Source organism: Streptococcus sp. SC1 (assembly GCF_030272855.1).
In the GTDB taxonomy this organism is placed as follows: Bacteria; Bacillota; Bacilli; order Lactobacillales; family Streptococcaceae; genus Streptococcus.
The window spans coordinates 292,319-308,111 of the sequence record NZ_JAQCMU010000002.1; the positions used below are offsets into that span (position 1 = coordinate 292,319).

The following is a 15,793-nucleotide window of genomic DNA, read 5'->3' on the forward strand; positions in this document are numbered from 1 at the left end:
GAGAAAGTATGAAGAAAAAAATCATAGCTTTTCTGCTAGCATTGTTCCCTATCTTTGCATTAGGAACAACTATTCATGCAGATACCATCAAAATCGTATCTGACACGGCTTATGCCCCATTTGAATTTAAAGATTCCGATCAAACCTATAAAGGGATTGATATAGATATTATCAATAAAGTTGCTGAAATCAAGGGCTGGGCATATGAAATGTCCTTCCCTGGCTTTGACGCTGCTGTCAATGCCGTTCAAGCAGGACAGGCCGATGCCATTATGGCAGGTATGACCAAGACTGCTGAACGCGAAAAAGTCTTTACCATGTCTGATACATATTATGACACAAAAGTTGTCATCGCAACGACCAAGGCTAATACAGTAAAATCTTACGATCAACTTAAAGGAAAGGCTGTCGGAGTTAAAAACGGTACAGCCGCACAACGTTTCCTTGAAAAGATCAAGGACAAATACGGTTTTACTATCAAAACATTTGATACAGGCGACCTTATGTATAACAGCCTAACAGCTGGAGCCGTTGATGCAGCTATGGATGACCAACCTGTTATCGAGTACGCAATCAGCCAAGGACAAGATTTGAAAATCTCAATGAAGGGTGAGGCCGTTGGTAGCTTCGCATTTGGTGTCAAAAAAGGCAGCAAATACGAATACCTAGTCACTGAGTTTAACGAAGCCTTGGCTCAGATGAAAAAAGATGGCACTTTGAAAGACATCATCAACAAGTGGACTGCTGCTTCCAAAACTTCAACAAACTCAGCAGTGCCAGAGACCACAACCAAGTCTGGACAAAAAGCTACTCCAGTCAAAGCTAAATATACGATTGCCAGCGACTCATCTTTTGCTCCTTTCGTTTTCCAAAATGATAGCAACCAATACACTGGTATTGACATGGACTTGATCAAAGCCATTGCCGAAGACCAAGGTTTTACACTGGAAATCTCTAACCCTGGTTTTGACGCTGCTATCAATGCCGTTCAATCTGGTCAAGCTGACGGGATGATTGCTGGGATGTCTGTGACAGAGGCCCGCAAAGAAACCTTTAATTTCTCTGAACCATACTACACTGCTAACTCTATCCTTGCGGTGACAGAATCAAGCACTATTAGCTCCTATGAAGACTTGAAAGGAAAGACCGTCGGAGTCAAGAACGGTACGGCCTCTCAAACCTTCCTCGTCGAAAATCAAAGCAAATACGGTTACAAAATCAAAACTTTTTCAGACGGTTCTTCTATGTATGATAGTCTGAACTCTGGCTCTGTCGCTGCTATTATGGACGATGAGCCAGTTGTCAAATATGCCATCAATCAAGGCAAAAAAATGAAAACGCCAATCGAAGGAACCCCTAGTGGTGAAGTTGCTTTTGCAGTAAAAGCAGGCACTAACCCTGAACTCATCGAGATGTTCAATAATGGTTTGGCTAATCTAAAAGCGAATGGTAAATACCAAGAAATCCTTGATAAATATCTCTCATCTGAGAAGGATAATTCCACAACCGTTGATGAAACAACTATCTGGGGACTTCTCCAAAACAACTACAAACAACTGTTAAGCGGACTTGGAATTACCATTGCTTTAGCATTGATTTCCTTTGCGATTGCCATGGTGATCGGGATTATCTTTGGGATGTTCAGCGTCAGCCCTATCAAAGCGCTTCGCATCATTTCAGAAATTTTTGTTGACGTTATTCGTGGTATTCCACTTATGATTCTGGCTGCCTTCATCTTCTGGGGAATTCCAAACCTCATTGAATCTATGACTGGTCACCAAAGTCCAATCAACGACTTCGTTGCAGGAACAATTGCTCTGTCACTCAATGCTGGTGCATATATCGCTGAAATTGTTCGCGGAGGGATTCAAGCCGTTCCGGTCGGACAGATGGAAGCTAGCCGAAGTCTGGGGATCTCGTATGGAAAGACCATGCGCAAGATTATCCTGCCTCAAGCAACTAAGATCATGCTACCAAACTTTGTCAACCAGTTCGTCATCGCTCTCAAGGATACAACTATCGTATCAGCTATCGGACTTGTTGAGCTCTTCCAAACAGGTAAAATTATCATCGCCCGTAACTATCAGAGCTTCAAGATGTATGCTATCCTAGCAGTGCTTTACTTGGTCATCATCACACTCTTAACAAGATTGGCTAAACGCTTAGAAAAGAGGATTCACTAATGGCTAAATTAAAAATTGATGTTAATGATTTACATAAATACTATGGGGAAAATGAAGTCCTAAAAGGGATTAGTGCTAAATTTTATGAGGGAGATGTTGTTTGTATTATCGGTCCTTCTGGATCAGGTAAATCAACTTTCCTACGCAGCCTGAACCTACTTGAAGAAGTAACTAGTGGGACCATTACTGTCAACGGTTATGACTTGACAGATAAGGCTACCAATGTGGACCATGTTCGTGAAGATATCGGAATGGTCTTCCAGCACTTCAACCTCTTCCCACACATGACCGTCCTGCAAAATATCACCTTTGCTCCTGTTGAGCATAAGCGAATGAGCCAAGCTGATGCAGACAAGCTTGGTATGGAGCTCTTGGAGAAGGTTGGGCTGGCAGACAAGGCTGATGCCAAACCAGATAGCCTGTCAGGAGGACAAAAACAGCGGGTGGCCATCGCTCGAGGATTGGCTATGAACCCAGATATCATGCTCTTTGACGAGCCGACTTCTGCTCTCGACCCTGAAATGGTTGGTGACGTTCTCAACGTTATGAAGGATCTGGCTCAGCAGGGCATGACCATGCTGATTGTGACTCACGAAATGGGCTTTGCCCGTCAGGTTGCTAATCGCGTCATCTTTACCGCTGACGGTGAGTTCCTAGAAGACGGCAAACCAGACCAAATCTTCGATAACCCTCAGCATCCACGTCTCAAGGACTTCTTGGACAAGGTGCTTAACGTATAAACATGATGAATCCTGAAAGTAATCTTTCAGGATTTTTATTGACTTATGTTGCCCTTTTTGCTAGACTAAAGGTAGAATGATTTCGGAGGTACACGGAGACATGAAAAATTAAGTCTATTTTTTAAAGGAAACTTTATTTAGTAGATTTTGTCATGTTTCTGCATATCCGCGGGACTTTCGTTTTTTTGTGCTTTCAAGCATCTATGCCTTATCTTTTGATTAATCCTGTCGCTCCTCTGACAGTGCAAGCTAGAACTCTAAAAACGAATGCCCCTATTTGGACACTCCTGTGTCTTCTTTGTGCAATCTTAACAGCTCTGCTAAATAAAGCAGGGCTGTATTTTGTTTTAAAAAATAAAGGAGATATCTATGCTGCAAATAAGAAATCTAACCATTACCCACTTAAAAGACCTGAAGGAGCTGGTCAAAGATCTGACACTGACCATCAATCAAGGAGACAAGGTCGGTATTATCGGAGAGGAGGGCAATGGCAAGTCCACCCTGCTCAAGCTCCTGCTAGACGAGCGACTTGTCAGCTCCTATGTCAGCTACAGCGGACAGATTGATAAGTCCTATACTGCTGCTGTTTATCTGCCCCAGCAACTGCCTTCAGAGGATGCCCAACTGACGCTCAATGACTATTTCTTTGCTGATTTTGAGACTGAGCTAGACTATGCCAAGCTCTATCGCTATGCTGGGGAGCTCAACTTTGACAGCCAGCGTTTTGCCAGTCAGCAGCAGCTCGCCAGTCTATCTGGAGGAGAAAAGCTCAAGGTCCAACTCATCAAGAAACTAGCCAGCGATTGGGATATTCTCTTTCTCGACGAGCCCTCTAATGACCTCGATCTTGAAACTCTGACTTGGCTGGAAAACTTTATCAGCCACAGCCAGAGAACGGTCCTTTTCGTCTCTCACGACGAGCACTTTCTTGCTCAAGCTGCGACCAAGATTGTTCATCTGGAGCGAATCAAAAAGAAACAGGAGGCTAGAACTAGCGTCAAGAGTCTGGACTATGAAAATTACCGCCAGCAGCGTCAGGAGGCCTTTGAGAAACAGGGGCAACTGGCGCGGAAAGAGCGGGAAGAACACGCCAAAACCATGGAAAAACACCGACGGGTTAAGCAAAATGTTGAGAATGCCTTGAGAAATACCAAAAATGATGTCCAAGGCCGACTACTAGCCAAGAAGATGAAAAACGTCCTCTCACAGGGCAAACGATTTGAAAAGGCAGGTGCTGAAATGACCGAAATCCCGACACAGGAAGATGCCATCAGCCTTCACTTCTCAGACATAGAAGCTCTGCCATTGACCAAAAGAATCCTCAAATTAGAAGGAATGAAACTGGAAACAGACGGACGACAGTTAGCGGAGAACCTGACTCTGGAGGTCTGCGGCCAGGAAAAAATCGGACTGATTGGTGTTAATGGCGCAGGCAAGTCTACTCTGCTTAAAGAAATATGGAAGATTCTGCGTGAGCGGACAGATATGCGGGTCGGCTACATGCCCCAGCATTATGGAGACTTGCTGACTGATGAGAGCAGTCCTTTGGACTTTCTGGCTCCCTCTGGCGACAAGGCTCAGGAGGAGAAAATTCTGACCCATCTAGCCAGTCTCCAGTTCACGCGCGACGAGGCCCGCCACCCGATTGGACAGCTTTCCGGCGGTCAAAAAGCCAAGCTCCTCCTGCTCAAACTGGTCCTAGACCGTCCCAATGTCCTCCTTCTGGACGAACCAACCCGCAACTTCTCTCCCACCTCTCAGCCTCAAGTTCGCCAGCTATTGACGACCTATCCTGGTGCTATTATCGCTGTCTCCCACGACCGAATCTTTCTCAAAGAAGTCTGCCAGAAGATTTATAAACTGACAGAAACAGGGTTGGAGGAAGTTAAACTATAAGCAAAAAGAGTTGGAAATTCCAACTCTTTTCGTTTTGTTTAGTATCAATCTATGAACTTTAATAAAGCTCTTCCTTCTGCTCCTGCGCTGTCTGCATTTGGTAATAAACACCTCTGGCATCCATGAGCTCCTGATGATTACCATGCTCGACGATATCACCATCTACCATGACGAGGATGATGTCAGCATTTTGAATAGTGGACAGGCGATGGGCAATGATGAAGCTAGTACGACCCACCATGAGCTTGCTGAAAGCCTCCTGAATCAAGACTTCTGTCCGGGTATCAATGGAGGAAGTCGCCTCGTCCAAGATTAGGATTTTTGGAACGGAAAGGAAGACACGGGCAATGGTCAAGAGCTGCCGCTGACCTTGAGAAAGAGAGTCCCCAGCATCCGCTAGGTAGGTGTCGTACCCCTGAGGCAGCTGCTGGATAAAGAAATGAGCATTGGCCGCCTTGGCAGCTGCAATAACCTCTTCTCGGCTGGCGTCTGGCCGGCCAAAAGCTATGTTGTCATGAATGGTCGCCGTCTTGAGCCAAGTCTCTTGCAGTACCATACCGAACTGCTGACGATAAGAGGCTCTAGTGTAATGCGTGATGGGAGTACCGTCTAAAGAAATAAGGCCACTATCAACATTGTAAAAGCGCATGAGGAGATTGATTAAAGTAGACTTGCCCGCACCAGTTGGCCCGACAATTGCGACCTTGCTAGCTGCTGGAATCCTTATATTCAAATCCTGAATCAGCTCTTTTCCAGGCTCATAGCCAAAAGCCACATGCTCAAAGCTAATCTGTCCTTTGACATCTTCCGACTGGAGGATTTCCTGACCAGACTCTGCTATTTCCTCTTGGTCTAAAATGCTGTAAATTCGCTCCGCACAAGCTAAAGCGCTCTGCAATTCCGACATGACTGACGATATATCATTGAAAGGCTTGGTGTACTGGTTGACGTAGTTGAGAAAAGTTACCAGCTGCCCAACCGTAAAGCCTGTTCCCTGAATGATTCGGACAGCCCCAAAGCCCACAATCAAAGCATAGATCAAGGCATTGATAAAACGAGTCGAAGGATTAACCGTCGAAGAATAGAAAATAGCTACCTGAGAATAGTCTGCATAGGTTTGATTACTGCGAGTAAAAGCTATATCAAACTGATCCTGAGCATTAAAAGCCTGAATCAAACTTTCCTGGGTCAGACTTTCCTCAATCAGCTGGGTCTGCGCTCCTCTGGCCTGTGTCTGCCGTTGGAAAAAGCTAAAACTCTTTCTGGCAATAAAGCGAGCTAAGAAGAGAGAAAGGGGCGTCAAAAGCAGAACCAAAAGCAGGAGGAAAAAGTCTAATCTGGCCATGCTAATGATGGTCACTAAGATTGTCAGCAAACCCACAAAAAATTGATTGAAAACCATCAGTAGGCCATTGCTGAGCTGCTCCAAATCAGTCGTCACCCGACTGACCAAGTCGCCAGTTCCCTGCCGATCCAGATAGGCCAATGGCAGATAGTGTACTTTCTTGATAACGCCTTGACGGAGCTGCTGGCTGTAGCGATAGACCAGCTGATTATAGAGCAAGGGATTGAGCCACTGAATCAGCGTATTGGCTATGATAACTAGCAGCATCTGGCCCAAAATCGGCACCACATGCTGCTCCGCTTGAGGTAGAAGAACGCTATCGACCGCATTCCCGATTAAAACTGGAAGAAGAACAGTCAGAGCCACTTGAGCCACCGTTCCCAGACTAGCTAGGAGAAAGAGCCAGCGCGACTGCAGCAAATCTCGAGTCAAACGCCTCAAGCTGCTAGGTGATGTCTTATGCTTCATGCTTGCCCTCCTCTCCTTGACTATGCTGTGAGTGATGGATTTCTCGGTAAATGGCAGAGCTAGTTAAGAGTTCCTCATGGCGACCAATAGCCACCTGTTCTCCCTTATCCAGCACTAAGATTTGATCCGCTGAGCGCAAACTATTGGTCCGCTGAGAGATCAAGACCAGACTGGTCTCAGTCAATTCTTTCTTTATAGCCTGCAAGAGTCTAGCCTCTGTCAGATAGTCCAGAGCTGAGGTCGCATCATCTAAAACCAAGAAAGGGGCCCTCCGCAAGACAGCTCTGGCAATGGTTAAACGCTGACGCTGGCCGCCAGAAAAATTCCGACCAAAGGCCTCTACAGTCGCATCCAAGCCACCTTCCTTCTGAGAAACAAAGTCCGCCGCCTGAGCAATCTCTAAAGCCTGCCACAAGTCTGCGTCCGTTGGCTTGGTTGATAAGCCCAAGGTTAGATTGGAGCGAACAGTTCCTTGGAAAAGCTCCGCCTTCTGAGGTACTAGACTGATCCAAGACCGCCATTCGCTCAAATTTTTGGGACTGCTTCCTTGGGAAAAGATGGTCAACTGACCAGCAGCCACTGGATAGAGATGAGCCAGCAGCTGAACCAGAGTAGACTTCCCTGAACCTGTCCCGCCAATAACCCCCAAAGTCTGACCGCTTTTCAAATCAAAAGTCAGACCAGTCAAGGCTGGACTAGCTGCATTTGGATAAGAAAAACTAACCTGCTGGACTTTAATGGCTTGATTCGGCAGAGCTGTTTCCTGCACTAATTCCTGCAGGACATCTTCTTCTGCTTGCTCGAAGACTTGACTGATGCGACCTGCGCTGATATAGCTTTGATTGAGTGAGTTGACTAGCATCGCCAGCTTGAGCAATTCCACCAAAATTTGCAATAAATAATTGACCAAGGCCACTAGCATCCCCTGGGTCAGCATGCCCTTTCCGATAAAGGCATTCCCCTGCCAAATCACAGCAATCAGAGTACCATTGACCGTAAGAAAGGTCAGAGGGCTAATCAGACTAGCCAGAGCTCCCGTCCTAATTTGCCATGTCTTATAGAGCTCATTGCGATTGCGAAAACTCTGAATCTCACGCTGGGTCTGACCGAAAGCTCTTATAACCCGCATGCCCTGCAGTTGCTCACGAGTCAGATTGACCAGTTGGTCTGTCAGCTGACGAATCTTGGCGTAGAGAGGATTCATCAGACGTGACATGAAGACGATAATAGCCGTTAAAATGGCCACCATGAGCAAGAACCACAAGGTAATGGCCGGACTGATAGTAAAGGCCATGATGATAGAGCCAAAAACAATGATAGGCGCCCGCAGAAAGAGACGAAGAAATTGATTGATGCCCGTCTGAATCTGATAGGTGTCGCTTGTCAGCCGAGTCACCAAGCTTGAGGTCGTCAGCTCATCCCGACTAGCCTTGGGCAAGCGCAGAATCTTTTGATAGAGGTCGCTTGTCATCTGACGAGTAAAACCCACTGCCGCCTTTGACGAATAATACTGGGCCACCACTGCTACCACCACGCCCAGCGCAGCCAAGCCCATCAAAAGAAAAACCATCCAGTAGAGATGGGAGCTGTCGTGTCTAGGAATGGTCTCGTCCACAATCCCCGCAATCAAAAGCGGAACTAACAGTTCAAAACTGGCCTCCAAAAGCTTGAACAAGGGCCCTAGCAAAGACTCCCTGATATAGCCCTTGAAATATTTCAATAAATCTTTCATACTGCCTACTTCTCCATTAAACTGTTTCTATTTTACCATAATTTTCAAAGGGTAAAAAATATTCTCCTTCTGACCAGCAGAAAGAGAACATTGATATTAGATTTCTTGTAAGTTCTGGCTTATTTTCTTTAGACCCATATGCAAAAACGGTGTCGCTGCTAATAAGAAGCCGCCCAAAACTATAAAAGTCCAATTGAAGCCAAGGTAATCAATCAACCAGCCTGTCACAGGGAAAATGACAATCATACTCAGGCTGAACATCATAGAGTAGACACTAAGCATGGTCGCCCGTACTTCACTTGGCAGCTGCTTTTGTAAATCGTTGTCAAAAATCGGCTGGAAAAGAGCATACAAGGCGTTGCTGATTAGATAAATCAAAATATAAATGACTGGAGTTCCAAAATAGGACAGCAGGTAGCTTGCTCCAGTTAGAAGAACCACTGAAGGAAAGAGTTTTAAGGCAGAATATTTCTTTCCAATCATACTCGCCAGATAGACCGCCAAGATATTCAAAGCACTGCCAATTAGCATGACTACCGAAATCTGCCAATCTTTTAAGTCAGGCAATTGATTTTGATAGTAAAAATAAAACATACACATCAGCGTTCCGATGATTTGGGACAGAATCATCCAGATAAAAAGGCTGGGATTTCTCTGCAACTCCTCTTTGACAGCCCAGATAATCTTTTTCATAGTCAAACGCTCAGCTTTTTCTGCTTTGACACTCGGCTCCTTCAGCATCCAAGTCAAGAAAAGAACGATGACAGAGGTGCCAATCATGATATAGTAGGTCAGATGCAATTGTCCATGGACAAAAAATCCGGCCCAGACCGTTCCCAAAGACCGAGTCGCTTCAGCCACCCCCGACATAAAGCTGGAGATGGATAGGTAACGTTCCTTTAGTCCCGCCTCTACGGACGAATCATAGACCATTACTGCGCTTGTACCCGAATCAAAATTATAGGACCAAGCACTGATCATCATGGCCAGTGCATAGACCCAAAAGTTCCCCTGCCCCGCCAACATGAGAATCGAAGACACAATCCCGGCTATTCGGCTCAGATAAAGATTGGTCTTGTAGGAAAAGCGATCCGCCAACATCCCAGACGGAATTTCACAGATGACACTAGTGGCATGAAAAATACTTTCCAAAAGCCCAATCTGCCAAAGGGACATGCCGTTTTGACTTAGAAATAAAATCCAAAAACTAGTAATGCCTAGAAAGGCAAAAAATTCTACTCCGGCCATAAGGCCGATATTTTTCCGATAACTTCTTTTAAACATATTTTCTCCTTTAACAAGTGTTTTTTAATTTCTATCCTTTATCACTTGTTAATCTGCTGTTTACATGACTCCTACCTCTTCTTTCTATAAAATTCTATATTTGGATTATTTCATAGTTCATTGTTGAAAAAACGCCACACGGGCGTTTTTATTGATTTTAAGGTTTAATACGGTGCAGCATACGTGGGAATGGAATGGCTTCACGGATATGCTTGGTACCTGCTACAAAGGTTACCATACGCTCGATACCGATACCGAAGCCACCGTGTGGAACAGATCCATACTTACGAAGATCCAAGTAGAATTCATATTCTGTCGTATCCATACCAAGATCATTCATCTTAGCAACAAGAGCATCGTAGTCTTCTTCACGCATAGAGCCACCAATGATTTCACCGTAGCCTTCTGGAGCAAGCAAGTCTGCACAGAGGACGCGGTCTGGATTTCCAGGAACTGGTTTCATATAGAAGGCCTTGATAGCTGCTGGGTAGTTCACGACAAAGGTTGGTACACCAAAATGGTTTGAAATCCATGTTTCATGCGGTGAACCAAAGTCATCACCATGCTCAAGGTGCTCGTAATCTGCATCTTCATCATTTTCATGGGCTTGCAAGAGGTCAATCGCTTCATCGTAGGTAACGCGCTTGAAAGGCTCCGCAACGTAGCGCTTCAAGAGTTCTACATCACGTTCCAATGTTTCCAAAGCTTGAGGAGCCCGGTCAAGAACACCTTGGATCAAGGCTTTGACATAAGCTTCCTGCAAGTCGAGTGACTCATCGTGAGTAACAAAATTATACTCCGCATCCATCATCCAGAACTCTGTCAAATGACGGCGAGTTTTTGATTTTTCTGCACGGAATACTGGTCCAAAGTCATAAACACGTCCCAGAGCCATTGCCCCTGCTTCGAGGTACAGCTGACCAGATTGGCTCAAGTAAGCTGGAGTTCCGAAGTAGTCTGTTTCAAAGAGCTCAGTTGAGTCTTCTGCTGCATTTCCTGATAAGATCGGGCTGTCAAACTTCATAAAACCATTCTTGTCAAAGAAATCATAGGTAGCATAGATGATGGCATTACGGATTTGCATCATGGCTACTTGCTTGCGAGAACGTAGCCACAAGTGACGGTTGTCCATGAGGAAGTCAGTTCCGTGTTCTTTCGGCGTGATTGGATAGTCATTTGATTCACCGATAATTTCGATATCTGTAATATCAAGCTCGTAGCCAAATTTTGAGCGCTCGTCTTCTTTGACAATCCCTGTCACATAAACAGACGTTTCTTGGCTCAAGCGTTTGATCGTATCAAACTTCTCAAGTCCTACTTCTTCGCCAAATTTCTCAATAAAGTTAGGCTTGAAAGCTACACCTTGGAAAAAGGCAGAACCATCACGCAACTGCAAGAAAGCGATTTTCCCTTTTCCTGACTTGTTGGCCACCCAAGCACCAATCGTTACTTCTTCACCAACATGATTTTTCACATCAATAATTGTTACATTTTTCTTCGACACGTTTTTTCTCTTTTCTATTTTTATTCTTTGTGGCAGACTACTTCGACATTATTTCCATCTGGATCCAAGACAAAGGCTGCATAGTAAGGTAGATGATCACTTCGATAATCAGGTGCACCATTATCTTTTCCACCCGCCTTCAAACCCGCCTCGTAGCAAGCTCGAACCTGCTCGTGGTTTTCTGCAAAAAAAGCGAAGTGAATAGGAGACTGCTCCCCTTTCCCTAACCAAAAATCTCCACCAGGATGAGGACTATTGGGGGCAACAAAACTGAGTAGAGAGTCAGTTCTAAAATCCAATTCGTAGCTAAGAGGAGCAAGAAAGCTTGTATAAAAGTCTTTTGAAATCTGTAAATCCTTTACTTTAATTTCAAAATGATCAATCATTCTTACTTCTCCATAAAATTCTTGAGGCGTTGAACCGCTTCTTTTAGTGTATCCATGTCAGTCGCATAGCTGAGGCGGACATTTTCTGGCGCACCAAATCCGTCTCCTGTCACTAGAGCCACACCTACCTCTTCTAAAATCGCTGTGGTAAAGGCTGTCACATCGGTATAACCTTTCATTTCCATCGCTTTTTTAACATTTGGGAAGAGATAGAAGGCTCCCTGAGGTTTGACAACTTCAAAGCCAGGCACTTGAGCCAGCAAAGGATAAATAGTATTCAGGCGTTCTTCAAAAGCCAATCTCATATTTTCGACCGTATCCTGACTGCCCGTCAAGGCTTCAATAGCTGCATATTGCGCCACCGCTGTTGGATTAGAAGTCGTTTGCCCTGCAACCTTGCTCATGGCTGAGATAATTTCAGGCTCACCTACTGCATAGCCAATCCGCCAGCCCGTCATAGAGTAGCTCTTGGAAACACCATTGATGACGACTGTTTGCTTGCGAATTTCCTCAGATAGACTGGAAATCGGCGTAAACTTATTGCCATTATAGACCAAACGACCATAAATATCATCGGCCAAGATCAGGATATCATGCTCAACAGCCCAGTTCCCGATAGCCAGCAGCTCTTCTGCTGTATAAATCATACCAGTCGGATTAGACGGAGAGTTCAGAACCAAGACCTTGGTCTTCTCAGTGCGGACGGCTTCCAGTTGGGCAACTGTCACCTTAAAGTTGTTTTCCTCTGTCGCTTGAGCAAAAACAGGCTTTCCTTCAGCCATCAAGATCTGATCGGCATAGCTGACCCAATAAGGCGTCGGAATGATGACTTCATCCCCTGGATCAATCACGCTCATAAAGAAGGTGTATAGAGTGAACTTAGCACCCGTTGCCACTGTTACTTGATTTGGCTGAATCTCATAGCCATAATACTTGGCAAAATAGTCTACAACCGCTACTTTCAGCTCAGGCAGGCCACTTGTTACCGTATAAAAACTAGCTCTGCCATCTTCAATCGCTGCAGTCGCTGCTTGCTGGATATTCTTAGGCGTCGGAAAATCCGGCTCTCCCAAGGTCAAAGAAAGGATATCCCTGCCTTCAGCCTTTAAAGCTTTGGCTCTAGCTGCCGCTGCCAAGGTCACACTTTCTTCCATATTTAAAACACGATTGGATAATTTCATAGCCCCTCCTTGCTGAGCAATGTTTTGCTTTCAAATCCGATATTGTAATAAGTGCTTCCAGACTTAATTTCCCAAACAGGCTGACCGTCTAAGTAACCAAAAGTAGTCTTGTCAATAGAGGTCGCTCCATTTTCCTTGGCCAGCTGCTCTGCCTCTGCCTGACTCATCCCATCTTGCAAGCGATAGACATGGATTTTATTGGAATTTTTGGAAATCAGAACAGCTTCTTCCTCTTTTTTACTAGTTTTCCCAATCAAGCTATAGTAGGACTCTTTGCCATTGTAAATCGCAAAGCTCGTCAGACTTTCCAAATCTGCATATTCCTTAGCGATTTTTTGAGAGCCTTCCTTGGCTGACTGCCAAGGCTCGATAGCAAAGTGCAAGATTGCAAAAAATGAAAAAACAAGCGCCGTGAGGACTAGGAAAAGCCCAATGGCATAGTGCCTTATAGGAAATTTAGCCCTTTCTTTAATTTTATGTTTCACTGAATCATTATACTACAAATAGCCTGATTTTTCTAGGACTTTTATTACATTTGCATTTATTACTACTTATTGATAAAATATTGCTATGAAAATAACTGAAAACCTAGACAAGGATACTCTACTTGACCTCAAGACAATTATCGTTCTTCATAAGGCGGAGCGCACCATTCGTAATCTCGAAGCTCAAATTTTTAAAAAGCACAATTTGACGCCTACCCAATTTTCCGTCTTGGAAACCTTATATAGCAAAGGAGAGTTGCGGATTCAAGATTTGATTGATAGCATGCTGGCTACATCGGGAAATATGACAGTCGTTATCAAAAACATGGAGAGAGATGGCTGGATAAGTCGCAGCTGCGATCCCAATGACCGCCGCTCCTTTCTCATCCAACTAACCGACCAAGGCCAGAAAAAGATCGAGGCTGTCTTGCCAGAGCACATCGCCAATATCCGTCATATGACTGCATTCCTCTCCAAAAACGACAAAGAAGATTTGGTGCGGATTTTAAAAACTTTCAAAAAGCTGAGCTGAATTATTGCTAATTAGTGACAATTGTTGTAACATAGATAGTAACAAGAGGGGCACCTCTTAAATAAAGATAAAATGGAGGACACATTTATGTCTAAAGTACTATTTATTGTTGGCTCACTTCGTCAAGGTTCATTCAATCATCAGTTGGCAGCTCAAGCAGAAAAAGCTCTAGCTAGTAAAGCTGAGGTAGCTTATCTTGATTACAAAGATGTACCATTCTTTAACCAAGACCTCGAAAGTCCAGCTCCAGCTGCTGTTGCCAAGGTTCGTGAAGAAATCCTTGCAGCTGATGCTATCTGGATCTTCTCACCTGTCTACAACTGGGCTATCCCAGGTGTTGTAAAAAACTTGCTCGACTGGACTTCACGCGCACTTGATTTGTCAGATCCAAGCGGTCCTTCTGCCCTCAATGCCAAAGTGGTGACTGTTTCATCTGTTGCAAACGGCACTTCACCTGACGAAGTCTTCAAGCACTACCGTAGCCTCCTTCCATTTATTCGCATGAATGTGGTTGACCAATTTACTGGTGTCGGTATCAACCCAGAAGCTTGGGGAACTGGCCAATTAGTCCTTTCAGAAGACAAGCTTGCTGAGCTTTCTGCCCAAGCAGATGCCCTCCTAGCAGCTATCAACTAAGATAAAATAAAAACATGAAGCAAGATTTCCGAGAAATACTGCTTCATGTTTTTTTATTTTAAGATAATGGCTGCGACGATTGGACTGACAATTACATACATAATCCCTGTCACTCCGATTGCAAGACCTGCCATAGCTCCAGCAACATGTCCATATTTGAAAGCTGTTCCGGTCCCAACTGCATGCCCTGTACCACCTAAGGCCAAGCCAACTGCTACTGGATCCTTAATTTTTAGCAGTTTAAGAATAGTCGGTCCCATGACACTTGTCAAAATACCTGTCGCCACAACGACCACCAAGGTAACAGTGGTCAAGCCCTGCATTTTATCAGTAATTCCTACCGCCATCGCTGTTGTGACAGATTTTGGGAATAGGGAAATCGCTAAAAAGAAGTCCATCCCAAAGAATTTTGCCAGCAGAGCCGTGAAAGTCGTATTGACCACTACAGCCACAAAGGTTCCTAGCAAGATGCTGCGAGCATGGTGTTTCATCAAGTGAAAAGTTTTATAAAGCGGAATTCCTAAAGCAACCGTAGACGGTACGATTAAATTGTTCAAATAAGCCCCACCGACATAGTAGTCCTTATAAGAAATTCCCGTTAATTTCAAAAAGGCAATGACCAAAATCGCTGCTAAAAGGAGAGGCGTTGTCAAAGGATGAGGAAATCTACGGAAAATCAGCATCCCAATGAGGTAGGCCAAAATGGACAAAGCGAGGCCAAATAGCGGGTTACTCCATAGATTAGACATGATCCATCCCTCCTTCCTCATAATCGCCTTCAAAATGCTGCTTGATGAACTGTACGACAAGGGCAATGACGATCACATTTAAAACAATGGCACCAAGAATAATCAAAACAATAGGCAACAGATAAGGAGCAATCACGTGAAATTTATCCATAATACCAACCGCTGGCGGCAGAAAAAGAATAGTCATATTGGCTAACAGAAAATTGCCGACCATACTGACGTGGCGGAGCCTCAATAACTTAAACTGCAAAGCAAGAAATAGCAAGATTAAGCCGATAATACTACCTGGAATGGGAAGATGAAAGACACTTGATATCCCCTCTCCAATGATGGAAATCGAGAAAATAATCATCAACTGGACATATAACTTCATGCAGAACCTCCGAAACTTTCTATGTACAGTTTACTCCTTTTCAGAAAAATTTCAAGGTTTTTCTCAAATAAAAAAGATGGAAACGAATCCATCTGATTGCTTGCATACTATCCTTACTTCTACATTCTGCGGGTCTAGCATGAAACAAAGTGATTATCGTTCTTCGTCCTGCTATCAAAAAAACGCCTTTAGGCGCTTCTTGAAATACAACGGAAGACATGGGATTCGAACCCACGCACGCTTTTACACGCCTACTGCGTTTCCAACACAGCCTCTTAAGCCTCTTGAGTAATCTTCCA

At 44.5% G+C, this 15,793-nt stretch carries 14 protein-coding genes and 1 tRNA gene; 5 read left to right on the plus strand and 10 right to left on the minus strand.

All coding sequences use genetic code 11. The annotated features are described in order from the left end of the window. Positions 1 to 8: 8 nt before the first annotated feature. The 3 genes from PAN94_RS04325 to PAN94_RS04335 all read left to right on the plus strand — a co-directional run bounded on the left by PAN94_RS04325 (position 9) and on the right by PAN94_RS04335 (position 4,819). Positions 9 to 2,183: an ABC transporter substrate-binding protein/permease gene (locus tag PAN94_RS04325; protein ID WP_285874799.1), complete on the plus strand. Its 2,175-nt coding sequence runs from the start codon at positions 9 to 11 to the stop codon at positions 2,181 to 2,183. Then, positions 2,183 to 2,923 carry an amino acid ABC transporter ATP-binding protein gene (locus PAN94_RS04330; RefSeq protein ID WP_005590533.1) on the plus strand — a complete coding sequence of 247 codons (741 nt, stop codon included), beginning with the start codon at positions 2,183 to 2,185 and terminating at the stop codon, positions 2,921 to 2,923. Before PAN94_RS04325 ends, PAN94_RS04330 begins: the two co-directional genes overlap by 1 nt. A gap of 369 nt (positions 2,924 to 3,292) precedes the next feature. Beyond that, complete coding sequence (locus tag PAN94_RS04335) at positions 3,293 to 4,819, plus strand: ATP-binding cassette domain-containing protein (RefSeq protein WP_285874801.1); 1,527 nt, start codon at positions 3,293 to 3,295, stop codon at positions 4,817 to 4,819. A gap of 58 nt (positions 4,820 to 4,877) precedes the next feature. Here the strand turns inward: PAN94_RS04335 and PAN94_RS04340 are convergent, their stop codons facing one another. From PAN94_RS04340 to PAN94_RS04370, 7 genes are all read right to left on the minus strand, one after another. Beyond that, complete coding sequence (locus tag PAN94_RS04340; RefSeq protein ID WP_285874803.1) at positions 4,878 to 6,632, minus strand: ABC transporter ATP-binding protein; 1,755 nt, start codon at positions 6,630 to 6,632, stop codon at positions 4,878 to 4,880. Beyond that, entirely contained in the window at positions 6,622 to 8,364 is a 1,743-nt protein-coding gene (locus PAN94_RS04345) for an ABC transporter ATP-binding protein (protein WP_285874805.1), read from the minus strand. Before PAN94_RS04345 ends, PAN94_RS04340 begins: the two co-directional genes overlap by 11 nt. Positions 8,365 to 8,460: 96 nt before the next feature. After that, the gene (locus PAN94_RS04350) at positions 8,461 to 9,648 is read right to left on the minus strand and encodes an MFS transporter (protein WP_285874808.1); all 1,188 of its coding nucleotides are present in this window, start codon (positions 9,646 to 9,648) and stop codon (positions 8,461 to 8,463) included. A gap of 157 nt (positions 9,649 to 9,805) precedes the next feature. Beyond that, positions 9,806 to 11,152 (minus strand): asparagine--tRNA ligase, encoded by a 1,347-nt coding sequence (asnS, locus tag PAN94_RS04355; protein ID WP_285874810.1) that lies wholly within the window; start codon positions 11,150 to 11,152, stop codon positions 9,806 to 9,808. Between the two features lie 20 nt (positions 11,153 to 11,172). Next, positions 11,173 to 11,538, minus strand: coding sequence for a VOC family protein (locus tag PAN94_RS04360; protein WP_285874811.1), 366 nt, complete (start codon positions 11,536 to 11,538; stop codon positions 11,173 to 11,175). A 2-nt stretch (positions 11,539 to 11,540) separates the two neighbouring features. After that, positions 11,541 to 12,719, minus strand: coding sequence for a pyridoxal phosphate-dependent aminotransferase (locus tag PAN94_RS04365; RefSeq protein ID WP_285874813.1), 1,179 nt, complete (start codon positions 12,717 to 12,719; stop codon positions 11,541 to 11,543). Continuing rightward, entirely contained in the window at positions 12,716 to 13,204 is a 489-nt protein-coding gene (locus tag PAN94_RS04370; RefSeq protein ID WP_285874815.1) for a cell wall elongation regulator TseB-like domain-containing protein, read from the minus strand. Before PAN94_RS04370 ends, PAN94_RS04365 begins: the two co-directional genes overlap by 4 nt. Before the next feature lie 85 nt (positions 13,205 to 13,289). Between PAN94_RS04370 and PAN94_RS04375 the strand changes: the two genes are divergently transcribed. Together PAN94_RS04375 and PAN94_RS04380 are read left to right on the plus strand one after the other, a co-directional pair. Then, positions 13,290 to 13,736 (plus strand): MarR family winged helix-turn-helix transcriptional regulator, encoded by a 447-nt coding sequence (locus PAN94_RS04375; RefSeq protein ID WP_285874817.1) that lies wholly within the window; start codon positions 13,290 to 13,292, stop codon positions 13,734 to 13,736. An 87-nt stretch (positions 13,737 to 13,823) separates the two neighbouring features. Continuing rightward, positions 13,824 to 14,372 carry an NADPH-dependent FMN reductase gene (locus tag PAN94_RS04380; RefSeq protein ID WP_285874818.1) on the plus strand — a complete coding sequence of 183 codons (549 nt, stop codon included), beginning with the start codon at positions 13,824 to 13,826 and terminating at the stop codon, positions 14,370 to 14,372. Positions 14,373 to 14,425: 53 nt separating this feature from the next. Here PAN94_RS04380 and PAN94_RS04385 read toward each other — a convergent pair whose 3' ends face one another. The 3 genes from PAN94_RS04385 to PAN94_RS04395 form a co-directional block, all read right to left on the minus strand. Next, positions 14,426 to 15,121: an LrgB family protein gene (locus PAN94_RS04385; protein ID WP_061422692.1), complete on the minus strand. Its 696-nt coding sequence runs from the start codon at positions 15,119 to 15,121 to the stop codon at positions 14,426 to 14,428. Further along, positions 15,114 to 15,494: a CidA/LrgA family protein gene (locus PAN94_RS04390; RefSeq protein WP_045499562.1), complete on the minus strand. Its 381-nt coding sequence runs from the start codon at positions 15,492 to 15,494 to the stop codon at positions 15,114 to 15,116. The genes PAN94_RS04385 and PAN94_RS04390 overlap by 8 nt, the downstream gene beginning before the upstream one ends. Before the next feature lie 210 nt (positions 15,495 to 15,704). Further along, positions 15,705 to 15,792 (minus strand) — tRNA-Ser (locus PAN94_RS04395). Between the last annotated feature and the right edge of the window lies 1 nt (position 15,793).

Coding starts and splice junctions, on each gene's coding strand:
- PAN94_RS04325 (WP_285874799.1), top strand. CDS start 9: ATGAAGAAAAAAATCATAGCTTTTCTGCTAGCATTGTTCCCTATCTTT.
- PAN94_RS04330 (WP_005590533.1), top strand. CDS start 2,183: ATGGCTAAATTAAAAATTGATGTTAATGATTTACATAAATACTATGGG.
- PAN94_RS04335 (WP_285874801.1), top strand. CDS start 3,293: ATGCTGCAAATAAGAAATCTAACCATTACCCACTTAAAAGACCTGAAG.
- PAN94_RS04340 (WP_285874803.1), bottom strand. CDS start 6,632: ATGAAGCATAAGACATCACCTAGCAGCTTGAGGCGTTTGACTCGAGAT.
- PAN94_RS04345 (WP_285874805.1), bottom strand. CDS start 8,364: ATGAAAGATTTATTGAAATATTTCAAGGGCTATATCAGGGAGTCTTTG.
- PAN94_RS04350 (WP_285874808.1), bottom strand. CDS start 9,648: ATGTTTAAAAGAAGTTATCGGAAAAATATCGGCCTTATGGCCGGAGTA.
- PAN94_RS04360 (WP_285874811.1), bottom strand. CDS start 11,538: ATGATTGATCATTTTGAAATTAAAGTAAAGGATTTACAGATTTCAAAA.
- PAN94_RS04365 (WP_285874813.1), bottom strand. CDS start 12,719: ATGAAATTATCCAATCGTGTTTTAAATATGGAAGAAAGTGTGACCTTG.
- PAN94_RS04375 (WP_285874817.1), top strand. CDS start 13,290: ATGAAAATAACTGAAAACCTAGACAAGGATACTCTACTTGACCTCAAG.
- PAN94_RS04380 (WP_285874818.1), top strand. CDS start 13,824: ATGTCTAAAGTACTATTTATTGTTGGCTCACTTCGTCAAGGTTCATTC.
- PAN94_RS04385 (WP_061422692.1), bottom strand. CDS start 15,121: ATGTCTAATCTATGGAGTAACCCGCTATTTGGCCTCGCTTTGTCCATT.
- PAN94_RS04390 (WP_045499562.1), bottom strand. CDS start 15,494: ATGAAGTTATATGTCCAGTTGATGATTATTTTCTCGATTTCCATCATT.